The organism is Arthrobacter sp. B0490 (assembly GCF_002929355.1).
Classification (GTDB): Bacteria; Actinomycetota; Actinomycetes; order Actinomycetales; family Micrococcaceae; genus Arthrobacter_D.
Genome location: NZ_PJIR01000004.1, coordinates 261,568 through 275,279 on the forward strand (window position 1 = coordinate 261,568; position 13,712 = coordinate 275,279).

16 protein-coding genes, 1 tRNA gene and 1 other RNA gene are annotated in these 13,712 nt (G+C 70.7%); 5 read left to right on the forward strand and 13 right to left on the reverse strand.

The genetic code is table 11. From position 1 onward, the window contains the following. Nucleotides 1-8 precede the first annotated feature (8 nt). An RNA gene (gene ffs, locus CXQ97_RS09230) (signal recognition particle sRNA small type) lies at nucleotides 9-104 on the reverse strand. Nucleotides 105-229: 125 nt separating this feature from the next. On the opposite strand from ffs, the gene CXQ97_RS09235 reads away from it, so the two are divergent. Next, a tRNA-Ser gene (locus CXQ97_RS09235) sits at nucleotides 230-314 on the forward strand. Between the two features lie 48 nt (nucleotides 315-362). Here CXQ97_RS09235 and CXQ97_RS09240 read toward each other — a convergent pair. Beyond that, on the reverse strand, nucleotides 363-1,280 hold the full coding sequence (locus CXQ97_RS09240; protein WP_104180567.1) for an oxygenase MpaB family protein: 918 nt from the start codon (nucleotides 1,278-1,280) through the stop codon (nucleotides 363-365). A 159-nt stretch (nucleotides 1,281-1,439) separates the two neighbouring features. Here CXQ97_RS09240 and CXQ97_RS09245 point away from each other — a divergent pair, with 159 nt between their 5' ends. Then, nucleotides 1,440-1,943, forward strand: coding sequence for a glutathione peroxidase (locus CXQ97_RS09245; protein WP_104180568.1), 504 nt, complete (start codon nucleotides 1,440-1,442; stop codon nucleotides 1,941-1,943). Nucleotides 1,944-1,970: 27 nt separating this feature from the next. Here CXQ97_RS09245 and CXQ97_RS09250 read toward each other — a convergent pair whose 3' ends face one another. Next, the gene (locus CXQ97_RS09250) at nucleotides 1,971-2,891 is read right to left on the reverse strand and encodes a hypothetical protein (protein WP_258062445.1); all 921 of its coding nucleotides are present in this window, start codon (nucleotides 2,889-2,891) and stop codon (nucleotides 1,971-1,973) included. Between the two features lie 85 nt (nucleotides 2,892-2,976). Between CXQ97_RS09250 and CXQ97_RS09255 the strand changes: the two genes are divergently transcribed. The 3 genes from CXQ97_RS09255 (at nucleotide 2,977) to CXQ97_RS09265 (ending at nucleotide 4,974) form a co-directional block, all read left to right on the forward strand. After that, nucleotides 2,977-3,912 (forward strand): ribokinase, encoded by a 936-nt coding sequence (locus CXQ97_RS09255; protein WP_104180569.1) that lies wholly within the window; start codon nucleotides 2,977-2,979, stop codon nucleotides 3,910-3,912. A gap of 68 nt (nucleotides 3,913-3,980) precedes the next feature. Beyond that, nucleotides 3,981-4,280 (forward strand): type II toxin-antitoxin system VapB family antitoxin, encoded by a 300-nt coding sequence (locus CXQ97_RS09260; RefSeq protein WP_104180570.1) that lies wholly within the window; start codon nucleotides 3,981-3,983, stop codon nucleotides 4,278-4,280. Continuing rightward, a complete protein-coding gene (locus CXQ97_RS09265) occupies nucleotides 4,273-4,974 on the forward strand; it encodes a LytR C-terminal domain-containing protein (protein WP_104180571.1) in 702 nt (233 codons plus the stop codon). Before CXQ97_RS09260 ends, CXQ97_RS09265 begins: the two co-directional genes overlap by 8 nt. A 49-nt stretch (nucleotides 4,975-5,023) precedes the next feature. On the opposite strand, the gene CXQ97_RS09270 is transcribed toward CXQ97_RS09265, so the two are convergent. From CXQ97_RS09270 to CXQ97_RS09315, 10 genes are all read right to left on the reverse strand, one after another. Further along, complete coding sequence (locus CXQ97_RS09270; RefSeq protein ID WP_104180572.1) at nucleotides 5,024-5,575, reverse strand: DUF6328 family protein; 552 nt, start codon at nucleotides 5,573-5,575, stop codon at nucleotides 5,024-5,026. 19 nt (nucleotides 5,576-5,594) lie between these two features. Then, the gene (thiD, locus tag CXQ97_RS09275) at nucleotides 5,595-6,416 is read right to left on the reverse strand and encodes a bifunctional hydroxymethylpyrimidine kinase/phosphomethylpyrimidine kinase (RefSeq protein ID WP_104180573.1); all 822 of its coding nucleotides are present in this window, start codon (nucleotides 6,414-6,416) and stop codon (nucleotides 5,595-5,597) included. 4 nt (nucleotides 6,417-6,420) lie between these two features. Continuing rightward, nucleotides 6,421-7,368 (reverse strand): TIGR01777 family oxidoreductase, encoded by a 948-nt coding sequence (locus CXQ97_RS09280; protein WP_104180574.1) that lies wholly within the window; start codon nucleotides 7,366-7,368, stop codon nucleotides 6,421-6,423. Beyond that, nucleotides 7,365-7,802 carry a hypothetical protein gene (locus tag CXQ97_RS09285; RefSeq protein WP_146069612.1) on the reverse strand — a complete coding sequence of 146 codons (438 nt, stop codon included), beginning with the start codon at nucleotides 7,800-7,802 and terminating at the stop codon, nucleotides 7,365-7,367. Before CXQ97_RS09285 ends, CXQ97_RS09280 begins: the two co-directional genes overlap by 4 nt. Further along, nucleotides 7,799-8,470, reverse strand: a complete 672-nt coding sequence (locus CXQ97_RS09290) for a TetR/AcrR family transcriptional regulator (protein WP_104180576.1) — start codon at nucleotides 8,468-8,470, stop codon at nucleotides 7,799-7,801. The genes CXQ97_RS09285 and CXQ97_RS09290 overlap by 4 nt, the downstream gene beginning before the upstream one ends. Nucleotides 8,471-8,747: 277 nt before the next feature. Then, nucleotides 8,748-9,689 carry a hypothetical protein gene (locus tag CXQ97_RS09295; RefSeq protein WP_258062446.1) on the reverse strand — a complete coding sequence of 314 codons (942 nt, stop codon included), beginning with the start codon at nucleotides 9,687-9,689 and terminating at the stop codon, nucleotides 8,748-8,750. 287 nt (nucleotides 9,690-9,976) lie between these two features. Then, nucleotides 9,977-11,239 carry a tRNA guanosine(34) transglycosylase Tgt gene (gene tgt / locus CXQ97_RS09300; RefSeq protein ID WP_104180626.1) on the reverse strand — a complete coding sequence of 421 codons (1,263 nt, stop codon included), beginning with the start codon at nucleotides 11,237-11,239 and terminating at the stop codon, nucleotides 9,977-9,979. An 82-nt stretch (nucleotides 11,240-11,321) separates the two neighbouring features. Beyond that, nucleotides 11,322-12,182 (reverse strand): DUF6707 family protein, encoded by an 861-nt coding sequence (locus CXQ97_RS09305; protein ID WP_104180578.1) that lies wholly within the window; start codon nucleotides 12,180-12,182, stop codon nucleotides 11,322-11,324. Between the two features lie 108 nt (nucleotides 12,183-12,290). Further along, on the reverse strand, nucleotides 12,291-12,830 hold the full coding sequence (locus CXQ97_RS09310) for an NUDIX hydrolase family protein (RefSeq protein WP_104180579.1): 540 nt from the start codon (nucleotides 12,828-12,830) through the stop codon (nucleotides 12,291-12,293). A 109-nt stretch (nucleotides 12,831-12,939) separates the two neighbouring features. Beyond that, nucleotides 12,940-13,653, reverse strand: coding sequence for a VOC family protein (locus tag CXQ97_RS09315; protein WP_104180580.1), 714 nt, complete (start codon nucleotides 13,651-13,653; stop codon nucleotides 12,940-12,942). Between the last annotated feature and the right edge of the window lie 59 nt (nucleotides 13,654-13,712).

The following is a 13,712-nucleotide window of genomic DNA, read 5'->3' on the forward strand; positions in this document are numbered from 1 at the left end:
TCGCTTAAAGTGAAGACCCCCCATGCACCTGCCAGAGCCCGCTTACCCTTGCTACCTTCCGGTCCTGGGGGAGTTCACAGGGTGACACCACATGAGGGGCCGGGAAATAGTCTACACAGGAGCATGCGCGGCTTTCGAATCGGCGGCAGGCGGCAGCCGGACGGCCTGCGCGAGGGGGCGATTCGGCAGGATGCCCTTGTATGGGTATTCTGGTATCTGCTCCAAATGAGGAGGATTCGCCTAGCGGCCTATGGCGCACGCCTGGAACGCGTGTTGGGTTCACGCCCTCGGGGGTTCAAATCCCCCATCCTCCGCTCGAAGCACACAGCTGAACCCCGGCCCCGCGGCCGGGGTTCAGCCGGTTAAGCCCTCGACGGGTCGGCGGTGCCGGTCACGCGGCGGATGCGCTTCTTCGCAGCCGCCTCCGCGGGGCCCTCGGGTCCGAGCCCCAGCCGGATCACCCCGAGGACGATCCTCACCGCCGTGCGGATCGGCAGGGGGATCGGGCCCAGCGACGGCACCCGGAGGCCGAGCAGCTCCCGATGCCTCGGTTCGAGGGTGGCCACCGCCCCGGCCAACAGGATCTGGTAGCCGAGCCGCTGGGAGCGCGGGAGCGGTGGACGGCGGATGTAGGTCAGCGCCTCCTGCACCTGGTCGCTGTTCCTGAGTTCCGCGTCGAACGCCGCGAGCTGCGACCGGAGCTCCGCCTCGGACCGGGGCGGGTCCTCGAGACCCATCAGGTGCCCCGCCTGGGCCCATTCCGCGACGTACCGGTCCACGCCGCCCGGGATGGCGCCGCCGTACGCGGCGTGGGCGGCGACGAAGGCGTCGGTGAAGGCCAGGTGCACCCAGCGGGTGAGATCGGGGTCGGCAGCGGAGTAGGGCCGTTCCGCGCCCCGGCTGTCGGTGTACGTGCCCTTGACGCGGGTGTGGAGGCGCTGGACGAACGCCGACCCCTCCTGTGCAGCCACCTTCGAGCCGTAGGTGACGGTGAAGATCCAGCGGATGGTGTTGGCGAGGCGGCCGAGGGGCTCCTCGCGGAAACTGGAGTGCGCATGGACACCCGCCATCGCGCCCGGGTGCAGCGCCTGCAGCAGCAGGGCGCGGATGCCCGCCACCGTGGGGGTCATCGAACTGTGCACCGTCCAGACCGCCGAACCGACGGGGAAGTAGCCGGCGTCATCGCCCTTCTCGAACTCGAACTGCCACTGCGGGATGCTGGGATCGCCGTCCGTGAAGGTGGTTCGGAGCTGCAACTTCCACGTGTCGATGATTCCCATGCGACGACCTATCCTGTTGATGACGTGGGGCCTCCCCGGCCGTCGTTCCTTCCAACGTATTCCCGCGCCCGTTTGCTCCTGCCACGCCCGCCGACCCGGGACCATCCGTCCCGCGGAGCGGAACGAAGCAGGAGGACCATCACCTACCAGGGAGCAGCCATGTCCTCGTCGGACCTGTACGACATCGACCTCACCATGAACGACGGCGCCCGGAAGTCCTTCGGCGACTACCGCGGGCAGCCCGTCCTGGTGGTGAACGTGGCGTCGAAGTGCGGCTTCACCCCCCAGTACGCCGGGCTCGAGGAGCTCCACGGCAAGTACGCGGAGGAGGGCCTGGTGGTGCTCGGCATGCCCTGCAACCAGTTCATGGGCCAGGAGCCGGGCACCGACGGCGAGATCGCCGAGTTCTGCTCCACGACGTTCGGCGTCACGTTCCCCCTGCTGTCGAAGGGCGACGTCCGCGGGAAGGACCAGCACCCGCTCTACGGGCAGCTGACGAAGTTCAGGAACGGTGTCCTACCCGGGCTCGTGAAATGGAACTTCGAGAAGTTCCTCGTGAACCGGGAGGGGGACGTCGTCGCACGCTTCGCCCCCACCGTGGAACCCGACGCCCCCGAGGTCGTCGCGGCGATCGAGGACGTCCTGGCGCGTCCGGCCGCCTGACGTGCCGTCGGCGCGGCGCGCCGGGCGTCAGCCCAGGGAGGCGACGCAGCGGGTGAGGAAGGCGGCGCCCGCCTCCTCGTGGATCAGCGTGCCCTCGGTCAGCACCTCGTAGGGCTTCGCGGGGATCCCGTCGGCGGGCCGCACGTCCACGTGCGCGACGTCGAACCCCTGGTCGTGCAGGTAGTCCGCCATGGCGTAGTCGGTGCGGGAGTCGCCGACCGTCCGCCACGTCCGCGGGATGTCCATGAGCGGGGCGATGAGCGTGAGGGCGCGCTCCGCGCCGACATCCTTGCCGACGCGCACGGATTCGATGTCCGTGGAGATGATGGTCGGATCCACCCGGTAGTGGATGTCCCCGCTGCTGTCCGGTTCCTCGCGGTCCAGCCGGCAGGCGCCCATGTCGTGGCTGTGCATGATGTCCAGGGCGTCGCTGTCGAAGGCACGCTGCCCCTCGAGGTAGTCGGCGTTCGTCGCGTCGAGGGACTGCTCGACCGACACCATGGCGAGTTTGGTCTCGTCGAAGAACATGAGGGACGAGTACTTCTCCTCGACGAGGTCCCGGACGTCGTCGGCGAAGCTGCCCGGCAGGGCGAGCTCGCGGTCGACGAAGACCTGCCCTGCGCCGTCGGCGGTGAACGAGAACCACGTGGCGCCCTTCTCGCAGACCGCGTGGAAGGTGACCCCGGCCGGGATGCCCCGGGCGAGCATCGGCTCCATGACCTGTTCCCTGATGAAGGCGTCCGAGCGGCCGGTGTTGAAGACGACGGGCCACCCGGCGGCGGCGAGCGTCAGCAGGTCGGCGATGATGCCGTCCGGCACGGTGCGCGTGACGGGGCTCGCCACCGGGCCGTCGACGTCGAGCAGCAGCCCCTGGGCCGGCCTTCCGTCTCCGGGCGCGGGGGCGGAGGGAGCGTCGGGGAGCAGGTCGATCGGGGCATCCGTAGGCATGGTCCCATTATGTTCCCGAGCCGCTCCTGACTCGTAGTCGGCCCCTGTCCCGGGCGCTCCCGCGTCCCGTGGGAGACTGCTGGGCATGAGTACCACCCCGGGCATCGTCGTCGTGGGGTCCGTCAACGCGGACCTCGTGGTCACCCTCGAACGCCATCCCCGACCCGGCGAGACCGTCCTGGGCCGGACGATGACCGTGCTGCCCGGCGGCAAGGGCGCGAACCAGGCGGTGGCCGCGGCGCGGCTCGGCGCCGGCGTCGTCCTAGTCGGAGCCGTGGGAACGGACGCGTACGCGGACACGGCGCTCTCGGCGCTGACCGAGGCGGGCGTCGACCTGGGTGCGCTCCGGCGGATCGGCGGCAGCACCGGTATCGCCGTCGTCGAGGTGTCCGACGACGGCGAGAACACCATCGTGGTGCTGCCCGGCGCCAACGCCCATATGACGCCGGAGCTCGTCGCCGCATCGGCCGCCGTGATCGGTGGGGCCGCCGTCGTCGTCGTCCAGGGCGAACTGCCGGCCGGCGCGACCGAGGCGGCCGTCCGGGCCGCATCCGGGCGCGTGATCGTCAACCTCGCGCCTGTCGGGCCGGTCGACCCGGAGGCGCTCCTGCGTGCGGATCCGCTGGTCGTCAACGAACACGAGGGCGCACTGGTCCTGGCGCAGCTCGGGGGAGGGGAGGCGTCGGGCCACCGGGCCGTGGTGGAGGCACTGCTCGGGTGCGGCTTCGCGTCGGTGGTCATGACGCTCGGCGCCGCCGGTGCACTCGTGTCCGACGGCGGTCCCGTCCTGGCGGTGGCCGCGCCCCGCGTCGACCCGGTCGACACGACCGGTGCGGGCGATGCCTTCGTCGGCGCCCTCGCCGCACGGCTCGCGGACGGCGACCCGCTCGCGGACGCCGTCCGGTTCGCCGTGCAGGTCGGGTCCTACGCCGTCCGGCACGCGGGCGCACAGCCCTCCTACCCGACGCTCGACGACGGGCTCCCCGCACTGCCCGCGGACGTGCCGCGGCATGACCTTTGAGCCGCGGGATGGTGGCATCGAGCCCCCTCGCGTTCCCATTGGCTGAAGCAACAACCTAGGCTGTAGCAGTGATCTTCAAAGCAGTGCGCGACGGACGGCCCTACCCGGACCACGGACATGTGACCCCCAGGGACTGGGCGGAAGTAGCTCCCCGGCAGGTGCGGCTCGACGAACTCGTGACCACCAAGACCACCCTGGACCTCGAGGCGCTCCTCGCGGAGGACTCGACGTTCTTCGGCGATCTCTTCCCGCACGTGGTGCTGTGGAACGACGTCATGTACCTGGAGGACGGCCTGCACCGCGCGGTCCGGACCGCCCTGCACCAGCGGAGCATCCTGCACGCGCGAGTCCTCGTGCTCGATGACTGAGCAGGAATCGCCCCGGCGGCAGCGGCCTGAGGACTCGCCGCGCCAGCAGCGGGCGCAGGCCAGGCGGGACCCGACCGAGTGGCACGGCCACCGCATCGTCACCGAGACCGATCTCGGCACCGTCTTCGAGGAGGACGACGCCGCCCGGAGGCGGCGCATCTCCATGCGCAGGATCCGGCACGGGATCGTGCTGGTGCTGCTCGTCGGACTGGTCGGGGCCGGCATCGTCGTGGCCCTCGGCCTCGTGCGCGGCGACATCAGGATCGGTTCCTCCGAGGCAATCCCGGAGCCCACGTCGACGTGCCCTGCCGGGCCGTTCGACTACCAGGATCCGAGCGCGATCACCGTCAACGTCTACAACGGCACGAATATCGACGGTCTCGCCGGTACGGCCGCCGAGCAGCTCCGCGGGCGGGCGTTCGCGGTGCGCGACATCGGCAACCGCGAGGGGGGATCCTCCGCCGTGTTCATCGTCTCGGGCGAGGGCGGACGCGCCAACGCGTTCACGCTGCAGCGTACGTTCCCCGACTCGATCTACGTGCCGGACGAGCGGGAGGACAGGACGGTCGACGTCGTCCTCGGCTCCTCCTTCGCCGGCCTCGTGCCGCCGGAGAAGGTGGACATCACCCCGGCAGGGCTCACCTGCGCGCCCGAGGAGGGCGTGACGCCCACCCCGGCGCCCTCGGCTCCGTAGGCGCCTACGGGGTTCCCGACCCTGCGCTCGTTCACGCCGTCGCGGCGGGTCAGGACGGCGCGCGGTTCCGTACCGCCCGACGACGGACCGCCAGCGGGTAGACGACCCACAGCAGCAGCACCACGAGCAGGACCGACCCCGCCACGACGAGGCCGGAAAGCCGGCCGACCACGAGGTCGAAGATCAGCCAGGCGGTGCCCGCGAGGACGAGCCCCACGAGGGCGATGGTCGCCTGGATGATGATCGCGGTGTGCCGGACGAGCGTCGCCTTCACGCGCAGGCCGAACAGGACGCGATGCAGGTTGACCGACGACAGCACCAGGGCCGTGATCAGCGCCGACAGGCAGACGAGGCCCAGGTAGACCATCACCTGGGTGTCGTCGAGCTCGGCGAAGCGGCTCTGGAACGGCAGGGTCAGCAGGAATCCGGTCAGGATCTGGATGCCGGTCTGCATGACGCGCAGCTCCTGCAGCATCTCCTGCCAGTTCCGGTCGAGGCGCTGGTTGCTGCTCTCGCCCCGTCCGTCGTCCGGCACCGACCCGCCCGCGACGTCGTCGGACGAGCCGGGCTCCTCGTCGTACGGGTCCGCCGCTGTGCTCACGATGCGCCTCCGTCCGCCGCTAGGAGTGCGCGCCGCCCTGCCACACGGCGTCGAACGGGGCGTTGGACGCGACACGGTTGCGGATGCCCTCCGTCACGAAGCCCTTGGCGGTGCGGGCGGCGTCGAGCGGTGCCGCACCCTTGGCGAGTTCCGCGGCGATCGCCGCAGCCAGGGTGCAGCCGGCGCCGCTGACGGCGACCTCGCCGACCTTCGGCGCGGACAGCACCTCGAGGGTCTCGCCGTCGAAGTAGACGTCGACGGCGTCCGGGCCCTCGAGGCGCACGCCGCCCTTGGCGAGGACGACGGCGCCGCTCTGGCGGTGGATGATGCGGGCCGCTTCCTTGAGGTCGTCGAGGGACCCGATGGTGATTCCCGAGAGGGACTCCGCCTCGAAATGGTTGGGGGTCACGAAGGTGGCCAGCGGCAGGATGTTCGCCTTCAGTGCCTGGTCGGTGTCGAGGGCGGCGCCGGGCTCCTGTCCCTTGCAGATCAGCACCGGGTCGAGGACCACGTTGTCCCACTCCTGGCTCTTCAGCGCCGTGGCCACGGTGTCGATGGTCGCCGGCGTGCCCAGCATGCCGAGCTTGACCGTGCGGAGGGGGTAGCAGGACTGGATGGCCTCGAGCTGGTCGGCGATGACCTGCTGGTCCACGGGTACGAAGCGGTGCTGCCACTCGTTCTTCGGGTCGAAGGAGACGATGCAGGTCAGCGCCACGATGCCGTAGACCCCGAGCTCCTGGAACGTCTTGAGGTCCGCCTGCGCGCCGGCGCCGCCCGTCGCCTCGGATCCGGCGATGGTCAGGGTGACGGCGGGGGGTGCGGGGGTCTGGGTCTCGGACATCTCCCTAGTCTGCCCGAACCGGCTCGGGGGCGGCCACCCGATCCCGGGCGAGGATGTCGTCGAGTGCCGGCCCCAGCGTGGGATAGGTGAAGCGGAAGCCCGCGTCGAGCAGTCTGCGGGAACTCACCCAGCGGCTCTTCAGCACCAGTTCGGCCTCGGTGCGGATGAGCCTCCCGCCGAGGTGCAGGAGCCAGGCGGGTGTCGGCAGACCCGCAGGGACACGCAGGCGCTGCCGGACGGCTGCCATGAGGTCGGCGTTCGTCACCACCTCCGGCGCTGCGACGTTGACGGGCCCGTGGAGGGACGGCGACCCGGCGATGAACACCACGGCGCGGAACAGGTCGTCGAGGTGCACCCAGCTGAACTTCTGGGCACCCGTGCCCATCGGACCGCCGAGGCCGGTCCGGGCGAGGACCGTCAGGGGCGCCATCACGCTGCCGGGGCCGAGCACGATCGAGATGCGCAGAGCCACCTTGCGCACTCCCGGGGAGTCGGCGTCGGCCTGTGCCCTCTCCCAAGCCCGGGCCACCGCGACCGAGAAGCCCGTGCCGAGCTCGCCGTCGTCCTCCGTCTGGGGCCGGTCCATGGCGTGACGGTAGATGGTGCCGGTGCTCGAGTTGATCCACACCGGAGGCGGCGTGCCTTCGCCGGCACGGCACAGGGCGAGGGCCCGGCCGAGTTCCTCGGTGGTGTCCACGCGGGAGGAGAAGATCGCGTCCGCGTTCCGCTTGTTGTAGCGGCAGTTCACGCTGCGGCCCGCGAGGTTGATGAGCAGGTCGGCGCCGTCGAGCGCGGTCGCGAGGCCCCTCGTGTCGCCCCATACGGTAGGGCCTGCGCGACCGATGGTCCTCACCTCGACGCCGGCGTCGGTGAATCGGCGGACGAAGTGCGTGCCGATGAAGCCCGAGGCTCCGGCGATGACGACCGTGCTGATGCTCGACGGGGTGTTCATTGCTCGCGGACCATCCTCCAGATACTGGCGCGGGCCATCGCGGCCGCGCCTCCGATGACGAGTGCGGTGGGCAGGCTGTCCCGGGGGAGTGTCGAGGGGGAGAGCAGGGCGGTGACGAGGAAGGCCGTCATCGCGAATCCGACGAAGAAGATCGCGACGTGGATCCACTGGTTGCTCACCGGGCGCAGGAGGAGTCCGAGCACGATCCCGAGGGGCAGCCCCGTGACCAGGCCGATCCCGACGCCGTACCAGAGCGCCAGCAGGAAGACCCGGGGCGCCTCGGCGCCCCAGGAGGAGGCGAAGGCCAGCGCGAGGACGGTGAGCCCCACGAGGAATCCGACGGCGACGGCGCCCGGGCCGAAGGTCACGCGTCGGCGTCCCGGAGACCGGTCCTCCGGTGATCCGTCGTCAGGCGTCCCGCCGTCCGCGCTCATTCCCGCGTCCCCCGGATCAGCTGCACGACGTCCTCGACGATCTTCCGGACCACCGGGAGCCGGGAGAGGATCACGAGCTTCGAGATCAGCGGCGCCACCTGGTGGATGAGCCGGCGTGTGCGGGCCTGGGAGGGGGAGGAGTCGTACACCCAGAAGAGGGTCACGGCCATGTAGGCGAACCAGAGGAGTTCGGGCAGGTCGTCGCGGATGGCGAGCGGCGGTTGCGGCCTCGACATGGCCACGGCCTGCCGGAACAGGGCGATGGCCCGGGCGCGGGCCACGGCGGATTCGCTGCCGAAGGGGCTCGTCGTCGCCGAGGGTTTGATCGCGATGCCGATGAAGTTCGAGCCGAAGTCGTGGTACGGCTCCATGACGTCGATCCCCGTGTTCAGCACGATCCGCAGGAGTTCCCCGAGGTTCTGGCCCTCGTGCAGCAGTGGCAGGGCGCGGGCGCGGTGCTCCTCCTGCAGGCTGCGGTACAGCTCGTGCACGAGATCGTCCTTCGAGGCGAAGTAGTAGTACGCACTCCCCGTCGAGACGTTGGCGGCCGAGGCGATGGCGCGCATGGTGGTCTTCTCGTAGCCGACGTCGCGGAAGAGCCGGAGCGCGGTGGACACCAGCAGCTCCCTCGTGGCTTCGCTCTTGGCGGTGGCGGTGGCGGTGGGCATGAACTCCCTTTCTGAACGTGTTCAATTCGGAGTGTAGCCCCTAATTGAACATGTTCAAAAGCGTCGCGACGTCCCTCATGGTCGGGCAGCCGTGCCGTCGTCGCCCTTCCCCGGTCGGGGCCGCCGCGCCGGGTGTCCAGACCCGTTGGTTCTTGCCCCCGGGTCGGAGACTCCGGCCCGGCTCTGTCTGGCCCTCCGCGCCCGCAAGGACCGAAAGTGCGGTCCACGGCGCACCGCCGCCGAAGACGCGGAACGTCCGGATGCTGCGGCGTCCTCGTCAGGCGGCGGCTCTCCGCAGGGCGGCGTCGAGGGCCCGACGGATGCGTGCTTCGAGTTCCGCTTCCCGGAACAACTCCGACCACTCGATGCGCACGATGGTCCAGCCCTGTTCCGTCAGAGCTTTCTCCCGGCGTCGCTCCTGATAGAGCACCTCGTCCGTCGCGGTACCGAAGTACTTCACCCGGCCGTCGAACTCGAGACCGACCAGCAGTTCCGGCCAACCGAAGTCCAGCCGGTACAGCCCGTGGCGAGTGTCGACGTCGACCTGGGACCGGGCAGGAGGAAGGCGGAAGCGGAGCAACCGGCTTCGGGTGAGCGTCTCGCCCGGCGACTCCGACAGGGGGTCCGCTGCCATGACGACCTCCCGAGCCCGGGCGATTCCCGTGACCGGGCCGAGCAGTTCGAGGCCTTCGAGGGAGGCCGTCCTCGGAACACCTCGTGCGAGGCACTGGTCGGCGATGATCAGCGCCTGGTCGAAGGGGAGGGTCCTCGCGCAGTCCAGCATCGTGCGGTGCAGTGACGTGGAGGGTAGCCCTCGCAGAACGACGACGTCGTCCTCGTTCAGATTGGCGCTGTGGTTCCGCACATCGGCACCGTGACTCGCGTTCGAGGTACGCGTCGGCTGCGTCACGTGGACCTCCGGGCCGGGCTTCCACAGACTGAGCCCGTGCAGGGCTGCGGCCGTCTCGTGACTGTAGACATGCTGGGTCGTGACGAGTCCGACGAGCGAGTGGTGGTGGGCCTCGGCGCGGAATGCAAGGCGTTCCAGCGGCGTGAGAGCCGCCCAGTAGGCGTCCGGGACGTAGCAGTTCTTGCGCAGCCGGCAGAGCTCCCCGCACGCAACGAGTCGCTGGATGCGCTGACGGCTCAGCCCCTCGTCGAGGAGCTCCTGATAGCGCCAGAGGGTTCGTGCTCCGAAGGCATCGGTCGAGGGGGTCATGGCCATACCTTGGCGAGCCGGGCGCCGCGATTCACGGTCGGTGCGCGGAATGTGGACAAGTCGGCCGACGGCGGCTCCGGTGGGTGGGCCGCCAAACCCGCGGCGCACGCTCATCCCCGGTGCTGCGTTGCCCCGGGTCTGGACACCCAGCGCGGCGGCCCCGGAGGGGGGTAGGGAAAACCCGCGCCGCAGTGTCAGGACCGGGGGCAAGAACCAACGGGTCTGGGCACCCGGCGCGGCGGCCCCGATACAGAGGCGGGCGGGGACGGCGGAGGACGACGACGCCGCTAGGCGTAGTACCTCCCCAGCACCTCCGCCTTCAGGTCGTAGAAGGTCCCGTCGTCGATGGCGTCCCGCGCGTCGTCGACCATGCGCACCACGAAGCGCTCGTTGTGGATCGAGATCAGCGTGGCCGAGACCATCTCCTTGGCCTTGTACAGGTGGTGGATGTAGGCGCGGGTGTAGTGGGTGCACGTGTAGCAGTCGCAGCCCTCGACCAGCGGCGTGAAATCGCGCCGGAAGCGGGCGTTCGAGAGATTCCAGCGGCCGTCCGGCGTGTAGAACGCGGAGTTCCTGGCCACGCGGGTGGGGGAGACGCAGTCGAAGGTGTCGGCACCGTTCTCGATGCCCGTGAACAGGTCGTCCGGCTCCGAGATCCCGAGCAGGTGGCGGGGCTTGTCCTCGGGCAGCTCGTCGCTGCACCAGCCGAGGATCGTGCCCAGGTTCTCCTTCTCGAGGGCACCGCCGATGCCGAAGCCGTCGAAGTTCAGGCCCCCGAGGTCGGCGGAGGCCTTCCTGCGCAGGTCCTCGTACTGCGCGCCCTGGATGACGCCGAACAGGGCCTGGTAGGGGCGGTGGCTGCGCTCTGCCGTGAGCCGCTCGTGCTCGGCGATGCAGCGCAGCGCCCACAGCCGGGTCCGCTCGAGGGACTCCTCCTGGTAGCCACGCGAGTTCATCAGCGTGGTGAGCTCGTCGAAGGCGAACATGACGTCCGCGCCGAGCTGGTGCTGCACCTGCATCGAGATCTCGGGCGTGAACCGGTGCCGGTCGCCGTTCAGGTGGCTCTTGAACCAGACACCGTCGTCGTCGATGTGGGCGAGGCGCTCCTTGCCGACGGCCACGCGGTCATCGGCGCCGGCCTGATCGGCGTCCACCGGCACGTCCATGGTGATGACCTTCTTGAACCCCGAGCCGAGGCTCATGACCTGGAACCCTCCGGAGTCGGTGAAGGTGGGGCCGGGCCAGTTCATGAAGGCACCCAGTCCTCCGGCCTCGTCCAGAATGTCCGCACCGGGCTGCAGGTACAGGTGGTAGGCATTGGCCAGCAGCGCCTGGGCGCCGAGCTCCGCCATCGAACCCGGGAGGACGGCCTTCACCGACGCCTTGGTGCCCACGGGGATGAACGCCGGTGTGCGGATCTCGCCGTGCGGCGTCGTGATCGTCCCGGTCCGCCCGTGCCGGCGCCCGCCGCTCCCTGCCCCCGGCGTCGTGTCCTCGAGGCGGCTGTGGACGGAGAAGGCGAACGAGGACTGCTGGGACTGTGGATGCACCACCCTATTTTGCCAGCACCGGGCCGGCGGACCGAGCGCCCGCGAAGACGAGGCCGGACTAGCCGCCCGCGAAGGCGGGCGGCTAGTCCGCGGCGAGCCGGTCGTCGAGCGCCCCGACGGCGGTGAGCTCCGCGGCGATCCGGCGCTCGAGGACGTCGCGGCTCAGGGTCTCGGACCCACCGTGCGCCCGCAGGTAGAGCAGCACGCCGATGCGCAGCACCCGCCAGTCGCGTTCGACGTCGATCTTCCCCGCCGAGGAGGCCCGCAGGATCTCCGGGTCGTAGACGTTCGGCTCATTGAGCTGGCGCTGCCGGTACACCGCGGCCGTCTTGGCGCGCAGCGGGTCCGTCTCGGCGTCGTCGGCCGCCCGGATCGCCGCCGCGTACCGGGCCGAGCGGGCGTCGTCGTGCCGGGTGAGGTAGGCGGCGATCGCGAGGCCGCCCTCGATCCACTTCCACCGACCGAAGTTCCCGTCGAAGGGCAGCTCGGCCAGCAGGTCGGCGACGGTCAGGGCCGACGCCGTGTCGCCCTCGTCGATGAGCAGGGCGAGCGCGAGCTGGTGCAGGTCCTGCAGGTTGCTGCCCGACTTGAGGTTGATGCCCCGGGCCAGCCGCCCGGCCAGCTCCTGGATGGCGGCGCTGTCGGGATGCCCCAGCGCGATCTGCGCCACGAGCGCCTCAGGGGAGCCGTGGTCCGCGGCGACGGCGGACACGCCGATCTCCGCGTCGGACGGCTCGAGGTAGACCATCGAGCCCGTGGCGATCGTGATGCGCCGCCCTCCGTCGACGGTCGCGACGACGAGGGCGGGCACCCCGAAATCGTCGTTCTCGACGGCGATGGCGGAGACCTCCGCCAGGGCACCGTCGGGGAGTGCCAGGACGTCGCCCGCCGTGAGCGCCTCCGCCGGGACCGCACGCAGTCCTGTCCTGTCTGATCTGTTCATGTACGTCGTGCCAACCTCTGCCAGTAGCGCCCCGGATGTCCTGTGGCGCCCCAGCGCGCCTGTTTCACGATACGGTAACGCGGGCACCGACGGGTGCTCATGGCCTCTCTAGCGGCCCCAGCCGGCATGCGCGAGCGCCTGGCGCAGCAGATCTCCACGCCCGCCCGAGAGCTCTGCCTGGATGGCGGGACCCAGCGCCTCGGCCGGGGTCAGCCAGGACAGCTCGAGCGCGTCCTGCCGGGGGGCGCATTCACCGGTCACGGGGATGATGTACGCGAGGGCGACGGCATGCTGGCGGTCGTCGGTCAGGCCGGTCTCCGACGGGGACGGGAAGTACTCCGCGATCGTGAAGGGCAGGGGCGACGGCGCCAGCTGCGGGAGGGCGAGCGGCCCGAGGTCCTTCTCGAGGTGGCGCAGGAGTGCGGCCCGGATGGTTTCCCGGTACATCACGCGGCCGGAGACGAAGGTGCGCAGCATCTCGCCCTGTTCGTTCGCCTGGAGGAGCAGGCCCACCTCGTTGACGTAGCCGAGGGCGTCACAGCGCACGGGGATCGCCTCGACGTACACCATCGGCAGGCGGCGGCGGGCCTCGTACAGGTCATCTTCGGAGAGCCAGCCCGGGTTGGGGTCAGGGGTGCGTACGTTCATACCCCAGTTCTATAGCAGACACCCACCGGGGCACCTACGGCGCGCGGTTCTTCGGCCCGTGGCTGAATACCCGTGGCTGGATACCCGCGGGTGCCGCGCCACCGCCCCGTCAGGAGATCGTGTGCCCGGGGACGTCCCCTCGCCGCTCGTCGATCCGCACCTCGGTACCCCACGGCGCGCGGACCCGGAGCGACCATCCGTTGCTTCCGTCGCTCACCACGGGCTCGGAACCACCGGCCGTGAGGGGCCCGAGCAGGTCCCGTACGTCGCCGTCGTACTCGAACGCCAGGCCCACTCCTCTGCGCGCCGCGGCACGGACGGCCACGAGGCCGCCGTTCTTCGCCTGGAAGTCGTGCGGGGTGCCGGCAGCGGAGCCGGTCCTCGGCTTCGCGCCCATGTCACGCAGCACCCTCGCGGCGAGGTCGACGTCGGGCGTGGACCAGAGCGCGAGGACGGCGAGGGGGGACGCCGGAGCACCGGTCTCGCGGGGACCCTCCTCCGCGGGGAAGGAGGTGCCGTCCGGCGCGGCGATCCGCGCGGTGAGCAGGGAGCCCTCCCGGGACAGCCCGACGGCGGTGCCGGCCTCGACGGTCCGGCGGGCGAACTCCCGGACGTCGCCGACGTCGAACGCGAGGGCCGCCCGTCCCTCCTCCCCGCTGCCCGGTGCACAGGAGCGCAGGGCCACCCGGCCGCTGCCGGCGTCGAACATCGCGCAGGTATCGTCGGCAACCGGCTCCTGCGCCGGGTGGAGCCCGAGGGTCCGGAGGAAGCCGGCCGCAGCGGGGAGATCGGAGGTGGCAACGACGGGGCGGACGCGGAGCATCGGTTCTCCCTGGGGTAGGCGCGGAAGCACTGTTCCACGAAGGCGGCGGACCGCCCTTC